The organism is Cellulomonas sp. KU4C, from assembly GCF_056868065.1.
In genome coordinates this window covers 3626756-3644768 of record NZ_CP200322.1, presented here as the reverse complement: position 1 = coordinate 3644768, position 18013 = coordinate 3626756, and the positions used below count along the sequence as shown (strand labels likewise).

At 75.8% G+C, this 18013-nt stretch carries 16 protein-coding genes, 3 tRNA genes and 2 pseudogenes; 11 read left to right on the top strand and 10 right to left on the bottom strand.

Translation table 11 applies throughout. The features are described from left to right. Positions 1–71 precede the first annotated feature (71 nt). From rph to AC1VL8_RS17315, 3 genes and pseudogenes are all read left to right on the top strand, one after another. Positions 72–896: a ribonuclease PH gene (gene rph, locus AC1VL8_RS17325; protein ID WP_483076026.1), complete on the top strand. Its 825-nt coding sequence runs from the start codon at positions 72–74 to the stop codon at positions 894–896. Beyond that, a complete protein-coding gene (gene rdgB, locus AC1VL8_RS17320; RefSeq protein WP_483076025.1) occupies positions 893–1513 on the top strand; it encodes an RdgB/HAM1 family non-canonical purine NTP pyrophosphatase in 621 nt (206 codons plus the stop codon). Before rph ends, rdgB begins: the two co-directional genes overlap by 4 nt. A 25-nt stretch (positions 1514–1538) precedes the next feature. After that, positions 1539–3147 (top strand): annotated as a pseudogene (locus tag AC1VL8_RS17315) (ABC-F family ATP-binding cassette domain-containing protein). Here AC1VL8_RS17315 and AC1VL8_RS17310 read toward each other — a convergent pair. Beyond that, positions 3144–3683, bottom strand: a complete 540-nt coding sequence (locus AC1VL8_RS17310) for a Pr6Pr family membrane protein (RefSeq protein ID WP_483076271.1) — start codon at positions 3681–3683, stop codon at positions 3144–3146. The pseudogene AC1VL8_RS17315 and the gene AC1VL8_RS17310 overlap by 4 nt on opposite strands. 139 nt (positions 3684–3822) lie before the next feature. Beyond that, entirely contained in the window at positions 3823–4377 is a 555-nt protein-coding gene (locus AC1VL8_RS17305) for an NUDIX hydrolase family protein (RefSeq protein WP_389235362.1), read from the bottom strand. Between the two features lie 125 nt (positions 4378–4502). On the opposite strand from AC1VL8_RS17305, the gene trxA reads away from it, so the two are divergent. After that, positions 4503–4877 (top strand): thioredoxin, encoded by a 375-nt coding sequence (gene trxA / locus AC1VL8_RS17300; RefSeq protein ID WP_483076024.1) that lies wholly within the window; start codon positions 4503–4505, stop codon positions 4875–4877. Positions 4878–4985: 108 nt separating this feature from the next. Here the strand turns inward: trxA and AC1VL8_RS17295 are convergent, their stop codons facing one another. The 3 genes from AC1VL8_RS17295 to bcp form a co-directional block, all read right to left on the bottom strand. After that, positions 4986–6635 carry a methyl-accepting chemotaxis protein gene (locus AC1VL8_RS17295; protein WP_483076023.1) on the bottom strand — a complete coding sequence of 550 codons (1650 nt, stop codon included), beginning with the start codon at positions 6633–6635 and terminating at the stop codon, positions 4986–4988. 177 nt (positions 6636–6812) lie between these two features. Further along, a tRNA-Leu gene (locus tag AC1VL8_RS17290) sits at positions 6813–6895 on the bottom strand. A 43-nt stretch (positions 6896–6938) separates the two neighbouring features. Then, positions 6939–7406 (bottom strand): thioredoxin-dependent thiol peroxidase, encoded by a 468-nt coding sequence (gene bcp / locus AC1VL8_RS17285; protein WP_483076022.1) that lies wholly within the window; start codon positions 7404–7406, stop codon positions 6939–6941. 166 nt (positions 7407–7572) lie between these two features. Here bcp and AC1VL8_RS17280 point away from each other — a divergent pair, with 166 nt between their 5' ends. From AC1VL8_RS17280 to AC1VL8_RS17265, 4 genes are all read left to right on the top strand, one after another. Further along, positions 7573–7869 (top strand): GroES family chaperonin, encoded by a 297-nt coding sequence (locus AC1VL8_RS17280; RefSeq protein WP_389235536.1) that lies wholly within the window; start codon positions 7573–7575, stop codon positions 7867–7869. Positions 7870–7958: 89 nt separating this feature from the next. Next, entirely contained in the window at positions 7959–8267 is a 309-nt protein-coding gene (locus AC1VL8_RS17275) for a hypothetical protein (RefSeq protein ID WP_483076021.1), read from the top strand. A gap of 100 nt (positions 8268–8367) precedes the next feature. Beyond that, positions 8368–8443 (top strand) — tRNA-Lys (locus AC1VL8_RS17270). Between the two features lie 141 nt (positions 8444–8584). Further along, positions 8585–8660: transfer RNA gene (locus AC1VL8_RS17265), tRNA-Lys, on the top strand. 81 nt (positions 8661–8741) lie between these two features. Here AC1VL8_RS17265 and AC1VL8_RS17260 read toward each other — a convergent pair. Further along, positions 8742–10238, bottom strand: a complete 1497-nt coding sequence (locus AC1VL8_RS17260) for an outer membrane protein assembly factor BamB family protein (RefSeq protein ID WP_483076020.1) — start codon at positions 10236–10238, stop codon at positions 8742–8744. Positions 10239–10404: 166 nt separating this feature from the next. On the opposite strand from AC1VL8_RS17260, the pseudogene AC1VL8_RS17255 reads away from it, so the two are divergent. Further along, positions 10405–12011 (top strand): annotated as a pseudogene (locus AC1VL8_RS17255) (methyl-accepting chemotaxis protein). A 138-nt stretch (positions 12012–12149) separates the two neighbouring features. Here the strand turns inward: AC1VL8_RS17255 and AC1VL8_RS17250 are convergent. Then, entirely contained in the window at positions 12150–12365 is a 216-nt protein-coding gene (locus tag AC1VL8_RS17250) for a hypothetical protein (RefSeq protein WP_389235380.1), read from the bottom strand. 229 nt (positions 12366–12594) lie between these two features. On the opposite strand from AC1VL8_RS17250, the gene AC1VL8_RS17245 reads away from it, so the two are divergent. Next, on the top strand, positions 12595–14088 hold the full coding sequence (locus tag AC1VL8_RS17245) for a dihydrolipoyl dehydrogenase family protein (protein ID WP_483076019.1): 1494 nt from the start codon (positions 12595–12597) through the stop codon (positions 14086–14088). 60 nt (positions 14089–14148) lie between these two features. On the opposite strand, the gene AC1VL8_RS17240 is transcribed toward AC1VL8_RS17245, so the two are convergent. The 3 genes from AC1VL8_RS17240 to AC1VL8_RS17230 all read right to left on the bottom strand — a co-directional run bounded on the left by AC1VL8_RS17240 (position 14149) and on the right by AC1VL8_RS17230 (position 16804). Continuing rightward, complete coding sequence (locus AC1VL8_RS17240; protein ID WP_389235386.1) at positions 14149–15156, bottom strand: glycine betaine ABC transporter substrate-binding protein; 1008 nt, start codon at positions 15154–15156, stop codon at positions 14149–14151. Between the two features lie 208 nt (positions 15157–15364). Beyond that, on the bottom strand, positions 15365–15925 hold the full coding sequence (locus AC1VL8_RS17235; RefSeq protein ID WP_483076270.1) for an ABC transporter permease subunit: 561 nt from the start codon (positions 15923–15925) through the stop codon (positions 15365–15367). A 192-nt stretch (positions 15926–16117) separates the two neighbouring features. Further along, on the bottom strand, positions 16118–16804 hold the full coding sequence (locus AC1VL8_RS17230; protein ID WP_389235392.1) for an ABC transporter permease: 687 nt from the start codon (positions 16802–16804) through the stop codon (positions 16118–16120). An 88-nt stretch (positions 16805–16892) separates the two neighbouring features. Here AC1VL8_RS17230 and AC1VL8_RS17225 point away from each other — a divergent pair, with 88 nt between their 5' ends. Then, positions 16893–18005: an ABC transporter ATP-binding protein gene (locus AC1VL8_RS17225; RefSeq protein WP_483076018.1), complete on the top strand. Its 1113-nt coding sequence runs from the start codon at positions 16893–16895 to the stop codon at positions 18003–18005. Positions 18006–18013 lie beyond the last annotated feature (8 nt).

Below are 18013 nucleotides of genomic sequence, written 5' to 3'. Positions count from 1 at the left end.
GGCCCTTCGCGGGCCCACCGCGGGCCGGCCGCGGTGCCGTCGCGTCAGGGTGGCGGGCTACCCTCGGGGGCATGACCTCCGACGCCTCCACCAGCCCCGCCGCGCCCGCGACCGGCACCCGCGCCGACGGCCGGACCGCCGACGCGCTGCGCCCGATCGCCGTCACCCGCAACTACCTGGACGCGGGCGAGGGCAGCGTGCTGGTCGAGTTCGGGGGCACGAAGGTGCTGTGCGTCGCCTCGTTCACCGCGGGCGTCCCGCGCTGGCGCAAGGGCTCGGGCCAGGGCTGGGTCACCGCCGAGTACGCGATGCTGCCGCGCTCCACCACCACCCGGTCGGACCGCGAGTCGGTGCGCGGCAAGATCGGCGGCCGCACGCACGAGATCTCCCGCCTGATCGGTCGCTCGCTGCGCGCGGTCATCGACGTGGCGGCGCTCGGCGAGAACACGATCGTCCTCGACTGCGACGTGCTGCAGGCCGACGGCGGCACCCGCACGGCCTCGGTGACCGGCGCGTACGTGGCGCTCGCGGACGCCGTGGCGTGGGGCATCGCGCAGGGCTCGGTGGACGGTCGCAAGCCGGTCCTGACGGACTCGGTGTCCGCGGTGAGCGTCGGCATCGTCGACGGCCTGCCCGTGCTGGACCTGCCGTACGTCGAGGACGTCCGCGCCGAGACCGACATGAACGTCGTCGTCACCGGCGGCGGCGACTTCGTCGAGGTGCAGGGCACCGCCGAGCACGCGCCGTTCAACCGCCGGGGGCTCGACTCCCTGCTCGACCTGGCGCTGGTCGGCACCGCCGAGCTCGCCCGCGTGCAGGCCGAGGTGCTCGCGCTCCCGCTCGGCGACGCCCCCGTGACGGTGCGCGGCGGCTCGGCCGCGGCGGTGCGCGCGTGACGGGCCCCGCCCGGCTGGTCCTCGCGACCCACAACGCGCACAAGCTCGGCGAGCTGCGGGCGATCCTCGTCCCCGCCCTGCCTGGTCTCGACCCGGCGTCCGTCGTCGGTGCCCGGGACGTCGGCGCGCCCGAGCCGGTCGAGGACGGCGTCACGTTCGCGGAGAACGCGCTCATCAAGGCCCGGGCGCTCGCCCGGCACACCGGGCTGCCCGCGGTCGCGGACGACTCCGGGCTGTCGGTCGACGTGCTCGGCGGCGCCCCCGGCATCTTCTCGGCCCGCTGGGCCGGGCGGCACGGCGACGACCGCGCGAACCTCGACCTGCTGCTCGCGCAGCTGGCCGACATCGCCCCGGAGCACCGGGCGGCGCGGTTCACCTGCGCCGCCGCGCTGGTCACCCCGGACGGGCAGGAGCACGTCGAGCTGGGCCACCTGGTCGGGACGCTCGCCCGGGAGCCGCGCGGGGAGCACGGCTTCGGGTACGACCCGGTGCTCGTCCCCGAGGGCGGCACCCGGACGTGCGCGGAGCTCGCCCCGGAGGAGAAGAACCGCATCTCGCACCGCGGGCAGGCGTTCCGGGCGCTCGTGCCGGTCGTCGTCGCCGCGCTGCGCGGCTGAGGCGCGCGGGTCACCCGTGGCGGACGTGCACCTCGTCGCCGACGGCCTGACGTTCGGCTACCCGGGACGCCCGGTGCTGAACGCCGTCGGCGTGTCCGCGTCCGCGGGCGACCGGGTCGGCGTCGTGGGGGAGAACGGCGCCGGCAAGACGACGCTGCTGCGGCTGCTCGCGGGGGACCTGGTGCCGACCGCGGGGGAGGTCCGCCGGTCCGGGACGGTGTCGGTCGTGCACCAGCAGCTCGACGTGCCGCCCGGTGCGACGGTGGGCGACCTGGTGCGCCGCACCGCGGGGCACGTGCGCGCGGCGGCGGCGCGCCTCGACGAGGTCGTCGACGGGTTCGACCACGAGCGGGGGGACCTGGCCGCGCTGACCGAGGCGATCGCCGCCGTCGAGCGCCTGGCCGCCTGGGACGTGGACCGGCGCGTCGACGAGGCGCTGACCCGGTTCGGCGCGCCCCGCGACCACGACCGGCGCCTCGACACGCTCAGCGTCGGCGAGGGGTACCGCGCGCGCCTGGCGTGCCACGTCGCCGAGCGCGCGGACCTGCTGCTGCTGGACGAGCCGACCAACCACCTCGACGCCGGGGGCATCGACTACCTGACCGCGCAGCTGCAGCAGTGGGCGGGCGTCGTCGTCATCGTCACGCACGACCGGCGGCTGCTGGACGACGTGATGACCGCGATCCTCGACCTGGACCCGTCGATGGACGGCCGGCCGGTGCTGTACGGCGCGACCCGGTACGCGACCTACCGGTTCGCCAAGGACCAGGCGCTGCGCCGCTGGCGGGCCCGGTACGCCCAGGAGCGCAAGCGCGCGGAGAAGCTGGCCCAGCGCCTCGACGAGTCCTACGAGGGGCTGTCCGACGAGTGGCGGCCCGCGAAGGGGTCGCAGAAGCACCGCCGGGCGACCCGGGCGCGCATCCACGTGAAGGCCGCCGACCGGCTGGTGCAGCGGCTCGAGGCCGAGGCCGTGGAGGTCCCGGTGCCGCCGCCGTCGCTGGCGTTCCCCGACCTGCCGAGCATCCCCACCGGGTACTCCGGCGGTCCGCTGCTGGACGTGCGGGCGCCGCGCGTCGCCGGGCGGCTGGACCTCGCGGGCGTCCGGGTGGAGCTGCCGCCCGCCGGCCGGCTGCTGGTGACCGGGCCGAACGGATCGGGCAAGTCGACGCTGCTGGCCGCGCTGACCGGGCGGGTCGACCTGGACCGCGGGCACCTCGCGGTGGCCCACGGGGTGCGCCTCGGGGTGCTGACCCAGGACGACGACGACCCCACGCGGCTGCGGATGACGGGGTTCGAGGCTGCGGCCCGCCGCGCCCTGGACCTGCTCGAGGCCGGCGCGCTCGACCCCGCGCACGTGCTGCCGGTGGCGGCCCTCGGGCTGGTCGAGGAGGAGGACCTGGACCGGCCGCTCGGCGAGCTGTCCACGGGGCAGCGGCGCCGGTTCGAGCTCGCCGCGGCCCTGGTCGCGGCGCCGCACGTGCTGGTGCTGGACGAGCCCACCAACCACCTGTCGATCGCGCTGGTGGACGAGCTGCACGGAGGCGCTGCGGATGACGTCGGCCGCGGTCGTCGTCGCGACGCACGACCGGGCGATGCGCGCCGACCTCGCGGACTGGCCGTCGATCGAGCTCTAGGTGCGTGGGCGCGGCTCCGCGGGCGTCGCCGGCAGCACCCGCTCGAGCAGCCGGACCAGCGCCGCGAGCACGAGGAACGCGACCGCCACGAGCGCGGTGTTCCGGGCGGCGGTCGCGAGCCCCAGCGCGCCCGCGTCGAGGAACGGGTACGGGTACCAGCCCGTGACGGCCCCGCGCACGAACGTGTACGCGATCCACACCAGCGGGTAGCCCACGGACCACAGCACGGTCGCGCCCGCGAACCGCGGCCGCGGGCCGACCAGCAGCCACACGACCCACGCCCCGACGGGTGCGACGGTGTGCAGCAGGAAGTTCGCGAGGTCCCCGCTGGGCGTGAGCGCCGCGCCGTCCTCGGCGAGCACGGCGTGGTAGACCACCCCGGTCACGCCGATGCAGAGCAGCGCGTCGAGGTGCAGCACGGAGCGCACCCGCCCGGTGCGCAGCGGCTGGGCGGCGATCAGCCCCGACGCGGCCGCCACCAGCAGGTTCGACTGGATCGTGAAGTACGAGAACAGCCGGACCAGCCGCTCGGTCATCGTGCCCGCGTCGCCGGGACCGTCCTGCAGGGCCCGGGTCAGCTCGAGCGCGACGCCCGCGAGCGAGGCCAGCGCCAGCAGGGCGTGCAGGACCCGCGTCGCGACCAGCGCGGGCGGGCGCTCGGCGGCGGTCACCGGCTCAGGGCATCCGGCCGACGTGCGCCATCGCCTGGCGCAGCAGCAGCCCCTGGCCGCCGTTCATCTCCACCTGCACCTGCTCGCTGCACGCCTCCTCGGGCGTGAGCCACGCGAGGTCCAGGGCGTCCTGCTGCGGACGGCAGTCGCCGTTCACCGGCACGACGTAGGCGAGCGACACGGCGTGCTGCCGGGGGTCGTGGTACGGCGTGACGCCGGGCGTCGGGAAGTACTCGGCGACCGTGAACGGCTGCGGCGTCGGCGGGACCTGCGGCAGCGCGACCGGGCCGAGGTCCTTCTCGATGTGCCGCAGCAGGGCGTCGCGCACCCGCTCGTGGTACATGACACGGCCGGAGACCAGCGCGCGGGACATCACGCCCTCGGGGGTGACCCGCAGCAGCAGACCCACCGCGACCACGTCGCCCGAGTCGTCCACCCGCACCGGGACCGCGTCCACGTAGAGCAGGGGGAGCGAGCGCCGGGCCGCCGCGATGCCCTCGGGACTCAGCCACCCGGAGGGGCGCTCGGGCTCGCGGGGCAGGTCAGCCGTGTCGGTCACCTCGCAGTTGTACCCCGCACCGGCCCCGGCGCACATCCCGACGCGCGGCGCTGCGCCCCGGTCTCCGGAATACTCGGGGTGCCCGGGTGCTTGAACTGGCGTCCGACGACAACAGGAGGCGACTGATGGCCACGACCGAGCTGACGGCCAGCACCATCCAGAAGACGATCACCGAGAACGACATCGTCCTGGTGGACTTCTGGGCTGACTGGTGCGGTCCGTGCAAGCGCTTCGGCCCGATCTTCGAGGACTCCTCGGAGCAGCACCCCGACATCGTGCACGCGAAGGTGGACACGGAGGCGGAGCAGCAGCTCGCCGCCGAGCTCCAGATCACCTCGATCCCGACGCTGATGGCGTTCCGCGAGGGCGTGCTCGTGTTCAACCAGGCGGGCGCCCTGCCGGCGCCGGCGCTCGAGCAGGTCGTCGACGCCGTGAAGGCGCTGGACATGGACGACGTCCGTGCCCAGATCGCCGCGGCCGGCGCGACGAACCAGGGCTGACGCACCCGACGCACCGACGAGGCCCCGCACGCAGCGCGTGCGGGGCCTCGTGGTGTCCGGCGGGGGTCGTCGTGTCCCGGTGGGTCGACCGGACCCGACGACCGCCGGTCAGTGCCGCAGGTGCGCCACCCGCGCGCGCAGCCCCTCGGCCTCCCGGGCCAGGTCGGCGATCGCCGTGCCCATCTGCCCGAGCACCTCGGTGCTCCCCGCCGCCGCGGCCGCGACCCCGGTGATCGTCCCGGCGATCTCCCCGGACCCGCTCGCGGCGTCGGCGACGGACCGGGACATCTCGCTCGTGGTCGCGGTCTGCTCCTCCACGGCCGAGGCGATCGTCGTCTGGTAGTCGTCGATCTGCGCGATGACGTGGCCGATCTCGGCGATCGCCGCGACCGCGCCCTCGGTGTCGGCCTGGATGGCCTCGACGCGGCGGGCGATGTCGTCGGTGGCCTTCGCGGTCTCCTGCGCGAGCTCCTTGACCTCGCCGGCGACGACGGCGAAGCCCTTGCCGGCCTCGCCCGCGCGGGCGGCCTCGATGGTCGCGTTGAGGGCCAGCAGGTTCGTCTGCTCGGCGATCGACGTGATGACCTTGACCACGTTGCCGATCTCCGCGGAGGACGCGCCGAGGCGGGCCACCTGGTCGTTGGTCACCGCCGCGGCGGCGGTCGCCCGGCCCGCGACCTGCGCGGCCTCGGCGGCGTTGCGGGCGATCTCCCGGATCGAGGCGCCCATCTGCTCGGCCCCGGCCGCGACCGTGTGCACGTCCCGGTTGACCTGCTCCGCCGCGCCCGCGACGACGTCGGCCTGCGCGGACGTGCGGTCCGCGCCCTGGACGACCTGCTGCGCGGACTCGTCGAGGCGCGCCGCAGCGTCCGCCACCGTGCGCGCGGTGCCGACGATGCCGGTGACGGTCTCCCGGAGGGCGGCGGTCGCGGTGTCGAGCGCCGCCGCGGTCCGGCCGATCTCGTCCGAGCCGGTCACCTCGCTGCGCACGGTCAGGTCGCCGCCCGCCAGGGCCTGCGCCGCGCGCTCGACCCGGTCCAGGCGGCTGCTCAGGCGCCGGGCGACGACGACGCCGACCGCGGTCGGCAGGACCGCCGCGACTGCGAGGGCCACGAGCACCACCAGGACGCTGCGGCCGCCCGACGTCACGGCCGCGCGCTCGGCGTCGCGGGCCAGGCCCGCCTGGATGGCGATGAGGTCGTCCAGGCGCTCGGAGGTGGCGCTGGCGGCGGTGCTGGCGTTCGCGGCCGAGCCGACCAGGCCCTGGTAGGTGGTCAGGGACTGCTGGATCGCCGCGGCGAGCTCCTGCTGCTCGGCGGTCAGGTCGGGCAGGGCCAGGAACTCGGCGTGCTTCGCCAGCGCGACCTGGACGGCCTCGTCCCGGTCCTCGCCCAGGCCCTCGGCCTTGAACGGGTCCTGGTTCTCCTCCGCGGCCCGCATCTGGTCGCCGAGGTCCTGCGCGTTCGCCAGCTCGGTGCGCACCGCGCTGGCGATCGTCATGCCGGTGACGTGCTCGTCGTACATCTCCTGCGTGGTGGCGGTGGCCGACCGCAGCGCGAGCACGGCCACGACGCCGAGCACCACGGTCATCACCAGGCCGGTCGAGACGGTCAGCAGGATCTTCCCGGTGAACCCGAGACCGCGGCGCGTCGAGGTGGACGGCACCGGCGCCTCCTCGGGCGCGGACCGGGGCCGGGGCACCGTCGGCAGGAGCTGCGTGCGGACGGGCTGACGGATCGCGTCGGTGGGGGCGGTCATCGCCTGGACCTCTCGGAGTGCTGCCGCAGCCGCCGTCGCCCGCGCGGGACGCGTCACGTCCCACGGTCCCCGTCGAGCGGGTGGGGCGTTGCCTGAGCGAACCGCCGCGGTGTCACCCGGATGCGTCACGTGCCGGCGGGCAACCGGGTGACGGGCGGGCCCGTGGGGGTGAGGCGGTGCGGGAGACGGGAGTCGAACCCGCACGCCCTCTCGGGCACCAGGACCTAAACCTGGCGTGGCTGCCGTTACACCACTCCCGCTCGACCTCGCCGACCGTGCTGGACGGTCGGCGACGTCGGGTCGTCAGTCGATGCCGAGGTCGCGGCGCAGCTTGGCGACGTGCCCGGTGGCCTTGACGTTGTACTGGGCGAGCTCGACGGTGCCGTCGGGCGCGACGACCACCGTGGAGCGGATCACGCCGGTGACCGTGCGGCCGTCGCTCGACTTCTCGCCCCAGGCGCCCCACGCCTCCAGCACGCCCTTGTCGGTGTCGGAGGCGAGCGGGAACGTCAGTTCCTCCGCGTGCGCGAACGCCGCGAGCTTGTCGACGCCGTCCGGGGACACCCCGACGACCCGGTAGCCGTGGCCCTGCAGCGAGGCGAGGGAGTCGCGGAAGTCGCAGGCCTGCTTGGTGCAGCCCGGCGTGCCGGCCGCGGGGTAGAAGTACACGACCACGTGCTCGCCGCGCAGGTCCGAGAGCGTCACCGAGCCGCCGTCGGCGGTCGGGAGCGTGAAGTCGGGAGCGGTGTCGCCGACGGCGAGGCGGGGCATGCGGGTCTCCTGCGGGTGCGGGACGGAGGCGGGCGGACGAGCGCGGTCAGCGTACGACGCGCGGCCGGTGCGTGTCCGCCCGCTGCCGGTAGCGTCCGGTGGTGTGAGCAGCCCCGAGAACCCCAGCCGCGCCGACCGCGCCGACCGCCCCGAGCTCCCGATCCGGATGCTCAACGACCGCCTCCTCGTCGAGCTCGACGGGGACGCCGCCGAGCGCCGGTCGAGCGCGGGCATCGTCATCCCGGCGACCGCGGCCGTCGGCAAGCGCCTGACCTGGGGCACCGTCGTCGCGGCGGGGCAGCACGTGCGGCAGGTGGCGCTCGGCGACCGGGTGCTGTTCGACCCCGACGAGCGCGCGGAGGTCGAGCTCGAGGCCCGCACCTACCTGCTGCTCCGGGAGAAGGACGTGCACGCGGTCGCGGCTCCGCGTGAGGGCAGCCAGGGGACCGGGCTGTACCTCTGAGGGCGCCGCGTTCGCCCTCGGCGTGCTCTGTTGCGCCCGCTCCGGACGGGTGGTCTGCTGGTCGGCAGGAACGATCCGGGGAGGCCGTGATGGGCGACGAGAAGACGACGGCCGACGACGAGGGCCGGGTGCCGGGGCGCGAGGACGCCGCGGCCGTGATGGGGCTGCTGGCCGAGCACGTGCCGCTCACGCTGCTGGCCGACCTGGCCGTGGCGGAGCCGCGCTCGGAGGCGATCCTGCAGGCCGAGGGGCTGCCCGACGACGCCTGGTGGGAGGGTGACGACGCGGCGGCCCCGGGGGAGCAGGGCGCGCGACGCGACGCCGCCGGCGGGGACGTCGTGGCCGAGGACGACGCGCCCGCCGACCCGGACGCGTCGGACGACCCGCACGGCGCCTGACGCGCGGTGTGAGCTGCACCACCGCCCGCCCGGTGTGAGGACGCCCACGTCGCCGCGGATTCGCCTCCGGCGGCCCGGCGGTGCTAGCGTTCTCAACCGCGCGCCATTAGCTCAATTGGCAGAGCAGCTGACTCTTAATCAGCGGGTTCGGGGTTCGAGTCCCTGATGGCGCACCAGCACGCAGGCCCTCGACCGGTTCACGCCGGCGGGGGCCTGCGTCGTCCCCGGGCCCCGCGTCGTCCTCGGGGGCCGCCGCACGCCGCCGGGCCGACCGACGTCGCGAGCACCCCTCGGACGGTGCTAACGTTCTGCGTCGCGCGCCATTAGCTCAATTGGCAGAGCAGCTGACTCTTAATCAGCGGGTTCGGGGTTCGAGTCCCTGATGGCGCACCAGCACGCAGGCCCCCGACCGGTTCCGCCCGGCGGGGGCCTGCGTCGTCCGGGCCTGCGTCGTCCGAGGCACCGCCGTGACTGTCACCGCAGCGACGACAGCACGCCGTCCTCGGTGCGGCCGAGCAGCGGCCCGCCCGGCACCCAGGGCGCGACCCACAGGTCGCGGACGCCACCGGGCAGCGGTGTCGCCCACGCCCGGGTGCCGTCCGCCAGGTCGTAGCCGACGAGCCGCACCCCCTCGCCGTCCGGGTCCAGCTCCGACCGCAGCAGGCGGACGCCGTCGGTCATCAGCGTGGACACTGGCGCCGACCCCGTGGGTGTGCGCCAGCGCTCGGCTCCGGTGCGCGCGTCGCGGGCCCAGACCGCGTCGCCGTCGTCGCCGTAGAGCACCCCGTCCAGCAGGACGAGGAACAGCGCGGACGGGTGCGGGCCCGGGTGCTCCCACAGCACCGCGCCGGTCGTGGCGTCCACCCCGCGGAGCAGACCCCGGGGCGTCCCGTCCCGGTGGATCAGGAGCTCGACGTCGGGGGCGCTGCCGTCGTCCGGGTGCACGACCAGCGGCGTGCCCTCCGCCTGCGCGGTACCGCGCCCGTCGGTGCCCAGCAGCCCGGTGCCGCTGCTGCCCCGCACGTCCAGGAGCCGACCGCCCCGACCCTGCTCCAGGGCCTGGCCCTCGGCCTCGACCCGGCCGTCCTCGGCGTCCAGCACCCACTCCCGCCCCAGGTCCCGCAGCAGCAGGCGGTCGCCCGCCCGGAACAGCGACCGGCCGGCCGTCGCGGCCGTGGGGTCGGAGGGCGTGAGGCGCCGGGTCCAGGCCGGGCCGTCCGCGGTCGTCGCGGGGTCGTCCGAGGTCCGCTCCGCGTCGGACGGGGCCAACGGTGTCGCGACGAGGTCCACGACCCCCGGGACGGAGACGGCCGTGACGAGCAGGTCGCCGGCCACCGTCGCCACCGCGCCCGAGGGCACCGTGCGCCGGCCGACGACCGCCCCGGTGCCGACGTCCAGCCCGACCAGGGTCGTGGTCGGCGGCGCTGGCGCATCGCCGTCCGTGGTGGTGCACCAGACGCGCCGCGCCGGCTCGGCGTCCACCTCGCACGAGACGGCCTCGCCGCCGCTCCCGGACGTGGTCGGCAGGGTGGTGCGCCAGTGCTCGGACCCGGTCACCACGTCGAGGAGGACGACGGTCCGCAGGGCGCCGCCCGCGTCGGCGGTGACGCCGACGACGCGGTCCTCGCCCACGGGGACGCCCCCGCGGAGCAGCAGCGAGACACCCGGGCCGCCCCACGCGGTCGCGTCGAGCGGCGGGGTCACGGTGGTGCCGACCACGCCCGGGACCGTGCGGTGCCGCTCGGCGACCGCGCGCTCGCGGGCCCCCGCCACGAGCTGCCAGCCGATCAGACCGACCAGCACGACGGCCACGCCGGGCCCCCAGCGGCGCAGGACGCGCCCGACGACGGCCCGGCGGACGGCGGTCGCGTCCCCGGGCCCAGCGGTGCGGCCGGCCCGGTCGGCACCGCCGCCGCCGGGGCCGTCCGCCGGGGCGTCGTCGAGCTCGACGTCCGTCATGTCGCGCGCCATACCGGCAACCTAGGCGCGCGCGACCCGCCCCGCGGCCCGTCGAGCGCGTCCGTTGAGGTCATACCTTTCACCCGGTCGGGTTCTCACCGGCGCGGGCGCGCGGCCGATTCCACGGTGGGCGGCACGGACGCGCCCGCACCCCACCCCACACGGACGGAGTTCCCCCATGCCCGCACCCGGTGCCAGCCCGGCGCCCCGTGGCCGCCGGATCATCTCGGACCTGCCCATCGGCGCACGCATCGGCGCGGTGCTCGGCGTCCTGGTCCTGGTCGTCGTCGCCGTCGCGTCCCTCGGGATCGCCCGGCTGAGCGGGCTGCAGACGTCCATCGACACGCTCGGCCGCGAGGCCATCGAGCCGCAGACCTACCTGGTGAACACGCAGCGCTGGTTCCAGGCGAGCCGCGCGCGGGTGCTCGAGTACGGGATGGTCGACGCCGCCGACCGCGCGGAGATCGACGAGCAGCGCTCCGGGTTCGACGCGGACGCGCTGGAGAACATCACCGCCTACGGCCCCTACGTGCTCGACGACGACGCCTACGCGGCGCTCCAGGACGCGTACGGCCGCTACCAGGCGGCGGCGTCCGACATCCAGCCGCTCGCCGACCAGGGCGCGACGGCGTACCACACGGCCTACGCCGACGAGGTGCGCGGCATCACCACGGAGATCGGCGACGCCATGCAGGCGCTCACCGACTCGGTGTCCGCCAACGCGCAGGACGGGGTGGCGGACGCCTCCGCCGGCGCGTCGGCCGCCAGCATGCAGATGATCGGGATCGGCGTGGTCGGCGCCGTGCTGGCCGCCGTGCTCGGGATCGTCCTGGTCCGCCGGATCGTCCGCGACCTCGGTCGGGTCCAGCAGACGGTCGAGGCGATGGGGGACGGCGACCTGACGGTCGCGGTGGACCTGCAGTCGCGCGACGACTGGGCCGGATGGCCGGCTCGCTCAACGAGGCCCAGTCCTCGCTGCGGGCGCTGATGAGCGGGGTCGTCGAGACCTCGCAGACCGTCGCCGCAGCGGCTGAGGAGCTGTCGGCCGCCTCCCACCAGGTGGTCGCGGGCTCGGACGAGACCTCCGCCCAGGCCGGTGTCGTGGCTGCGGCGGCGGAGCAGGTGTCTCGCAACGTGCAGACCGTCGCGGCCGGCGCGGAGGAGATGGGCGCGTCGATCCGGGAGATCGCGCAGAACGCCTCCCAGGCCGCGAAGGTCGCCGGGCAGGCCACCGACGTCGCCGCCGCGACCAACGACCAGGTGACCCGCCTGGGCGAGTCGTCGCAGGAGATCGGCAACGTGGTGAAGGCGATCACCTCGATCGCGGAGCAGACCAACCTGCTGGCGCTGAACGCCACGATCGAGGCCGCCCGCGCCGGTGAGGCGGGCAAGGGCTTCGCCGTCGTCGCCGGTGAGGTCAAGGAGCTCGCGCAGGAGACCGCCAAGGCCACGGAGGACATCGTCCGCCGCGTCGAGGCGATCCAGGCCGACACCGGGGCCGCGGTCGTCGCGATCGGCGAGATCAGCCACATCATCGCGTCGATCAACGACTACCAGCTCACCATCGCCTCGGCGGTCGAGGAGCAGACGGCGACCACCACCGAGATGTCGCGGTCCGTGGCCGAGGCCGCGACCGGGTCCGGGGAGATCGCCACCAACATCACCGGGGTGGCGTCGGCTGCCGCGGAGTCGTCCCAGACGCTCAACCAGATGGGCAGCGCCGTCGCGGAGCTCGCCCGGATGTCCGAGGACCTGCGGGGCCAGGTGACGCGGTTCCGCTACTGAGCCGCCCACGGCACGCCGAGCCGCTCACGCCGAGATAGGGCCTCCGTGCCGAGACAGGACCGTCTGACGACCTGTCTCGGCGCGGAGGCCCTGTCTCGTGGCCGAAGTCGGACGCCGGACGCCGGACGCCGGAGCCGGTCAGTCCGCGTCGAGGGTGCGCCGGGACGCCGCCGCGCGGGCGCGGACCTCGTCGGCGATCTGCTGCGCCTGCGCGCTGACGAGCCGGCGCAGGTCCTCGTACCGGCGGTCGACCTCGGCGTCGGTGGCGTCGCCGTCGCGGGCGGCGGTCCACGCGCGCTTCGCGAGGCGGATGTCGGCGTCCGTGACGTCGACGCGCCAGAGGTCGGTGTTCATAGGACCCAAGGTCCCACCCGTTTCCGGCCCTCAGCACCCGGAACGTCCGTTTTCACCCGGGTCGAGGGCCGTAGAACGCCTCAATTCACCTGAAAGCCTGCCGACGACGCAGCCTTCAAGTCCCGGTGGAGTGACGGCGCCGGTCCTCGCGTCGACCTGCCGCGTGCGCCGCGGGGGGTCACGATGGTGCCACCGCCCACCGCGGCCCACCGACGAACGGAGCGAGGACATGACCGAGCGCACCCAGCACAGCGGCGGCGAGGAGACGGTGACGTACGACGTCGTCGTGATCGGCGCGGGGGCCGTGGGGGAGAACGCCGCGGACCGCGCGGGCCGCCTCGGGCTGTCGGTCGCGGTCGTCGAGCACGAGCTCGTCGGCGGCGAGTGCTCCTACTGGGCCTGCATGCCGTCCAAGGCGCTCCTGCGCCCCGGGGCCGTGCTCGCGGCGGCGCGGGCGGTGCCGGGTGCGGCCGAGCTCGTCCAGGGCACCCTGGACCCCGCTGCGGTGCTCGCCCGGCGCGACGTGTTCACCTCGCACTGGGACGACCACGGCCAGGTCGCGTGGCTCGACTCCGCGGGCATCGCCCTGGTCCGCGGCTCGGCGCGGTTCACCGGGCCGAAGGAGCTGCTGGTCACCTCGGACGCCGGCGCGACGCGGGTGATCGCCCGGCACGCCGTGGTCGTGGCGACCGGCAGCGAGCCGGTGGTCCCGCCCGTCGACGGCCTCGCCGAGGCTCAGCCGTGGACGTCGCGCGAGGCCACCGCGGTCGAGGAGGTGCCGGCCCGGCTGGCGGTCCTCGGCGGCGGGGTCGTCGGGGTGGAGATGGCGGTCGCGTACCGGGACCTCGGCGCCGAGGTGACGCTGCTGGTGCGCGGGGACCGGCTGCTGACCCAGGCGGAGCCGTTCGCCGCGGAGGAGGTCGCCGCGGCGCTGCGGGGGCTCGGCGTGGACGTGCGGTTCGGGACCTCCGCGACGCGGGTGGTGCGGGACGCCGACGGGGTGCACCTGACGGTCGACGGGCCGCAGGGTCCGGGCGAGGTGCACGCCGACGAGGTGCTGGTCGCGACGGGCCGCCGGCCCCGGACGGCGGACCTCGGGCTGGACGTGCTCGGGCTCGAGGCCGGCGCGCCGCTGGAGGTCGACGACGCGCTGCAGGTCACCGGCGCCGACGGGGACTGGCTGTTCGCCGTCGGGGACGTCACCGGACGCACGGCGACGACCCACCAGGGCAAGTACGACGCCCGCGTGGTGGGCGACGTCGTGGCCGCGCGGTTCTCCGACCCGGAGGCCGAGGGCGCCGCCGGGGCAGCGGCGGCCGAGCGGGACGCCGGCGACTGGACCCGCTACCGGGCCACCGCCGACCACGCCGCGGTCCCGCAGGTGGTGTTCTCCCGCCCCGAGGTGGCCTGGGTCGGCCGGACCGAGCAGGAGGCGCGCGACGCCGGGCTGCCGGTGCGCACGGTGTCGTACGCGATCGGCGACGTCGCGGGCGCGTCCGTGGCCGCCGACGGGTACGCGGGCACCGCGCAGGTCGTGCTGGACGAGGACCGCGGCGTCGTCGTGGGCGCGACGTTCACCGGCCCGGACGCCGCCGAGCTGCTGCAGGCCGCGACGTTCGCGGTCGTCGGGGAGGTCCCGCTGGACCGGCTGTGGCACGCGGTGCCGGCCTACCCGACGGTGAGCGAGGTCTGGCTGCGCCTCCTGGAGACCGCGGGCCTCTAGCCGTGGGGACGACGAAGGGGGCCGGTGCGCGCGGACCGGCCCCCTTCGTCGTCCCGGGTGTCAGCTGGCGAGCGAGCCGTCGCTCGACAGGACGAGGCCGATGGACGCCTCGCCCGAGCGGACCGCGTCACCGATCAGGCCGAAGTCGTAGGACGCGAACTCCGAGACCGTGATGCCGTAGGTCTCCTCGAGGCCGATCTGGCAGAACGGGCGCTCGGGGCACTCGGCCGGGCCGGCCAGGACGACGCCGCCGTCGCAGGCGGTCGCGAGGTCGGACAGGGTGCTGACGTCGTGCTCCTCGGCGAACGCCGAGGTGACCGCGAAGGCGTTCTGGTCCTGCGCCGCGGAGACCGCGCCGAAGGTCAGGTCGGCGTCGGCGCCGAGCGTGGTGAGCGCCGCGACGGTGGCGTCGGGGTCACCGCTGGCGACCGGCTCGGCGTCCGGGCCGTTCGCCTGGGTGTTGAGGAACTCGGCCAGCGTGGCCGCGTACTCCGGGGTCAGCGTGATCTGGCCGGACTGGAGGGCCGGCAGGTAGGTCTCGCGGTTGCCGATGGTCTGGACCTCGGCGGTGTAGCCGGCGGAGCGCAGCACGGCCGCGTAGATCTCGCTGAGCGTGGCGCTCTCGGAGAAGTTCGCGGCGCCGATCACGACGCTCTTGCCGGCGCCGACGGAGGCGTCGTCGGCGGCGAGCGACTCGTCGGCGACGAACTGCTCGGCGGCCTCGGTGGACGTCTGCCGGTCGATGTCGACCGCCTTGTTCAGCTGGATGAGCTTGTCGGTGTCGAGCGCGGCGGACACGCCGTCGAGCAGCGGCACCAGGGCCGGGTCGGCGGCCGCGGCGGCGGCGTTCACGGCGGGGATGATGTTGTCGGCGTTCTGCAGGCCCTGGTCGTCGTCGAGGACGACCAGCTGGTCGCCGGCGACGGGCTCGCAGACGGTGCCCCCGCCGGCGTCGGCGGCGGTCGGGTCGGCGCTGCCTCCGCCGGATCCCGGGTCGCCGCACGCGGCCAGCACGAGCAGGAGCCCCGCCGCGGCGGCGGGGACGGTCAGACGGCGGGTGCTGCGCATGGGTTCAGGTCCTTCGGGTCGACGGCGGGGCCGGGTCGGGGTCGGGTGCGGGTCGGGGGTGGGGCCACTGCGGTGCGGTGCGAGCGCGTGCGCGGGCGGGCGCGGCGCGCCGTCGGGTCGAGCGGTCGCGCGGAACATTCGACCGGCGTCGCCCCCGGTCGGCAACCGGTACGGGCCCGTGCGTGGGTCACGATCGGGTCACGACGGGTCATGAGGGCTCACGACGGGTCATGAGGGCGCGGTGACCGGCTCGTCGGACGCGCGGCGGGCCGCGCGGGCGCGCCGACGGTCCGCGTGCGCGCGCATCGGGGCCGGGGTGAGCAGGTGCTGCACGCCGGCCAGCACGCCCTCGACGACGAGGCAGAGCGCGGCGACCAGCACCGCCCCCGCGACCACCTGCCCGTAGCGCTGCAGCGCCATGCCCTGCACGATCACCGAGCCGAGGCTGGTCCCGCCCACGAGCGCGGCCAGCGGCACGGTCGCCAGCACCTGGGTCGTGGCGGTGCGCAGGCCCGCGCCGATCAGCGGCAGCGCGAGCGGGAAGCTCGACCAGCGCGAGCGACCGGCCGCCGGACATGCCGACCCCGCGGGCGGCGTCGCGGACATCGGCGTCGACCTCCATCAGCCCCGTGAACGTGTTGGTGAGGATCGGCGGCACCGCGAACACGGCGACGGCGAGCACGGTGGCCGTCGCCCCGAACAGGCCCGTCGAGGCGAAGATCGTCAGCACCGCGAACGTCGGCAGCGCGCGCGAGGTGTTCGCGAGCACGACCGTGACGACGCCGCCGCGCCGCCGGTGGCCCAGCCAGGTGCCCAGGGGCAGGGCGACCGCGGCCGCGAGCAGCACGGCCAGCGCGCTCAGCCGCAGGTGCTCGACGCTGAGGGCGATCACCCCGCGCCGCCCGGTCCAGTTCAGCGGGTCGTTCAGCCAGGTGAGGGCCTCGGTCAGGACGTCCACGTCTCAGGCCTCCCGTCCGCGGCGGGCCCACGGCGTGACCGCGCGCCCGACGAGCCACAGCAGCAGGTCGAGCACCAGCGCGAGCGCCAGGCACAGCAGCGTCGCCGTGAGGATCTCCGCGTGGTACTTGTTGTTCCGGAACCCGCGGAACATCAGGTTCCCGAGCCCGCCGTAGCCGACGACGACGCCGACCGTGACGAGGGCCACGGTCGTCACGGTGGCCAGGCGGATCCCGGCGACGATCGCGGGGACGGCGTTCGGCAGCTCGACCGTCAGGAGCAGCCGCAGCCGGCCGTACCCGAGCCCCCGTGCCGCGTCCCGCACGCTCTCGTCCACGCCGCCGAGGCCGACCAGGACGTTCCGCACCAGCACCAGCAGGGCGTAGACCACCAGGCCGACGAGCACCGGCGTGCGGCCGATGCCCGTCCACGGCACGAGCACGGTGAACAGCGCCAGCGAGGGCACCGTGTAGAGCACCCCCGTGGTGCCGACGATCGGCGCGGCGAGCCGGGGTCGCAGGTGCGCGAGCATCCCCAGCGGGATCGCGATCAGGCAGGCGATCAGCACCGCCTGCACCGTCAGCGTCGCGTGCTGCTCGAGCGCGCGGGAGATGTCGGCCCAGTTGCGCTGGACGTAGTCCCAGGACAGCCAGGGGTTGGCGGCCGGGTCGCCGACGCTCGCGGGGCTCATCACCGCACGGACGCTACCGCCGACCTCCGACACCCGCAGGCCGTCCGGTGCGCGGGCGGGTGTCGGACCGCTTGGGTACGGTCGTCGGATGGCGACGGCGATCAGGTTCGACCACGTGCGCAAGGCGTACGCCGACGGGACGGTGGCCGTCGGCGACCTGTCGCTCGACGTGCGGGAGCACGAGCTGCTGGCGCTCGTCGGCCCCTCGGGGTGCGGCAAGTCCACGACGCTGCGGATGGCGAACCGGCTGGTCGAGCCCACGTCGGGCCGCATCTTCCTCGACGGCGACGACGTGACCGACGTCGACGCGGTGGGCCTGCGCCGGCGGATCGGCTACGTCATCCAGAACGTGGGCCTGTTCCCGCACCGCACGGTCGAGCAGAACGTCGCCACCGTGCCGCGGCTGCTCGGCTGGGACCGCGCCCGCACCCGGTCGCGGGTCGGCGAGCTGCTGGAGCTCGTCGGGCTCGAGCCCGGGCGGTACGCCCGCCGCTACCCGCACGAGCTGTCCGGCGGCGAGCGCCAGCGCGTGGGCGTCGCCCGTGCGCTGGCGACCAACCCGCCCGTGCTGCTCATGGACGAGCCGTTCGGCGCGGTCGACCCGGTGGGCCGGCGCCGCCTGCAGACCGAGTTCGCCCGGATCCAGCGCGAGCTCGGCACCACCGTGATGCTCGTCACCCACGACGTCGACGAGGCCGTCCGGCTCGGGGACCGGGTGGCGGTGTTCAGCCGCGGCGGGCGGCTCGAGCAGCTGTCCGACCCGGTGCGGCTGCTCGCGGACCCCGCGAGCCCGGCCGTGGCGGACCTGGTCGGGCACGGCGCGGCCGTGCGGCTGCTCGCGCTCGGCACCGTGGACCGGCGGGACCTGCGGGCCCCGGGCGCGGCAGCCCCGGCGGGCGAGCGGGCGCAGGCGGGCGAGCGGGCGCAGGCGGGCGAGCGGGCGCAGGCGGGCGAGCCGGTGCAGCCCGGCGCACCGTTGCAGATCGGCGACCCGCTCGACGCCGCGTTCGCCGCCCTCGCCGCCGAGCCGTCGGGGCGCGTGCCGGTGCACGCGGACGGCCAGGTCGTCGGCGAGCTCGACTCCGCGGGACTGCTCGCGGCGCTGCACCGGCTCGTGGACGCCGCGCAGCAGACCGGGCCCGAGGCCGACGCGCCCCCCGCGGACCGCGCTCCCGAGCCCGCCGCCGAGGTGCGTGGGTAGTCTGCCGA